The organism is Virgisporangium aurantiacum (genome assembly GCF_016863635.1).
GTDB classification, from domain to species: domain Bacteria; phylum Actinomycetota; class Actinomycetes; order Mycobacteriales; family Micromonosporaceae; genus Virgisporangium; species Virgisporangium aurantiacum.
On the sequence record NZ_BOPG01000174.1, the window covers coordinates 1 to 2076 of the forward strand.

A 2076-nucleotide genomic window follows, 5' to 3' on the forward strand; every position below is an offset into this window, starting at 1 on the left:
GCTTGGTCGAGAGCCTCCACACCGTTATCACCAGCGCCACCACCGACCCGAACACCTTCATCGATCTTCTGCCGCTACAGCCCAACGACGTAATCCGGCAGATCCTTGACTGGGGCCAGGGCCCCCCTCTCCCCCGCAACCAGCCGGACCGCTCAGCCCTGGCCGATGCCGCGGACATTGGGCTGGTCGGGTTGCTGTCGGACTGGATGTCAACGGTTCCGCATCGGGTGGCGGTCGTTGATGGGACCGGCGCCGAGCTCACCTTCGGCGAACTCGGCGACCGGGTGGCGGCGTTGGCGGGCCGTCTGAGGACGTTGGGGGTAGGACCGGAGACCCGGGTCGCAGTCCTGGCGGGCCGTGCCGTCGACGTGGTGGTCGCGATGCTGGCCGTGTGGTGGGCCGGCGGCGTCTGTGTGCCGTTGGACGAGGAGTTCCCCGACGAACGACTCGGCTGGATCGCCGACGACGCCGACATCCAGGCCGCCATCGCCACCGCCGAACATGCAGACCGGGCCACCGGCTGGGGCGTGCCCGTCGTAACAGTCGACCAACCACAGCAGTGGCCGCGGTCAGAGGATGCCCGTCGACCGATGTCGGTGGACCGGACCGGGTTGGCCTACGTCATCTACACATCGGGCTCCACCGGAACGCCACGACCGGTCGGGGTGCCCTGGGCGTCGGTGGACTGGCTCCTCCAGGTCGCCGAGGAGATGCTGCCGGCCGGGTCGGTGTGGGCGTGTTCGCACTCCCTCGCCTTCGACTTCTCCATCTGGGAAATCTGGGCCGCCCTAGCCACCGGCGGCCGAGTCGTCCTCCTACCCAGAGCGGTAGTCCGCTCACCGGATCACCTCCTCGCCACACTTGCCGAGCAACACGTCCAGGTGTGGTGTCAGACGCCGTCGGCGTTCGCGATGTTGGCTGGTCGGCTCGATGTTGATCCGGCGTCCGTGCTGCCGGATCTGCGTTGGGTGATCTTCGGCGGGGAAGCCCTCGACCCGGGTTCGTTGCCGGACTGGGTCGGTGCCGACGGTGCCCCGGCGGTGGTCAACTTGTACGGGATCACCGAGACCACCGTGCACGTCACCTCCACGAACATCACCGCCGTGGCGGGTACCGGTGGGGGTCGGGGCGGGTCGCCGATTGGGCGGCCACTGCCCGGCGTGCTGATCCGAGTGTTGGACGAGTGCCTGCAACCCGTGCCGCCGGGGGTGGTCGGGGACCTGTACGTCGGCGGCGGCGGGGTCGCCCGCGGCTACCTGGACCGGCCGGACGCGACCGCGCACCGGTTCATCCCCGACCCCTACGCCGCAAATGGCTCCCGGCTGTACCGCAGCGGCGACCGTGGCTACTGGCATGACGGCCAGCTGTACTACGTGGGTCGTACCGATACCCAGATCAAGATCCGCGGTTATCGCATCGAGCCCGCCGAAATCGAAACTGTCCTCACCACCCGTCCCGACATCGCTGCCGCGGCCGTCATCGCGAAGGTCGACCGGTCCGGCAACGGTAGGTCGGGTGGCACGGGCGGCGGTGGCGATGTGTCGCTGACGGCATATCTGGTGCCGGTCAGCGACGGCCCATCAACGGCCGCGGAGTTCCACCAATATCTGGCCGCTCGCCTGCCCGCGCACATGGTGCCAAGCCGCTACCTCACCGTCACCGACCTCCCACTCACCCCCAACGGCAAGATCGACCGGGCCGCCCTGGCCGGCACGCATCCGGGTTCAAGTCCGCTTCCGGCCGCCGGCCGGCCGGGTGGTCGGCCAGCCACGCCTACTGAGCAGGTTCTAGCCGCTATGTGGGCGGACCTGCTTGGCGTCGAGCCGAACAGTGTCGGCGTCGACAGCGACTTCTTCGCCACCGGCGGCCATTCGATGTTGGCGGTTCGGCTGGTCACGCGCATCAGCGAGGCGCTCGATGTCGTGTTGCCGGTGGCGGTTGTGTTTGATGTGCCGACGCTTGGTGGTTTGGCTGCTGCGGTGGATGCCGCGCTTGCCGGTGCCGGTGGTGATGCCGGTGGTGCCGGTGGTGGTGGTTTGGTGTGGGTGGGGCGGGGTGGGTTGTTGTCGGTGTCGG

The 2076-nt window shown here is 68.7% G+C and carries 1 protein-coding gene; it reads left to right on the forward strand.

Annotated features, from left to right (window positions below):
- Positions 1 to 206 precede the first annotated feature (206 nt).
- On the forward strand, positions 207 to 2076 hold a 1870-nt coding region (locus Vau01_RS62885), incomplete at its 3' end, for a non-ribosomal peptide synthetase (protein ID WP_239153155.1).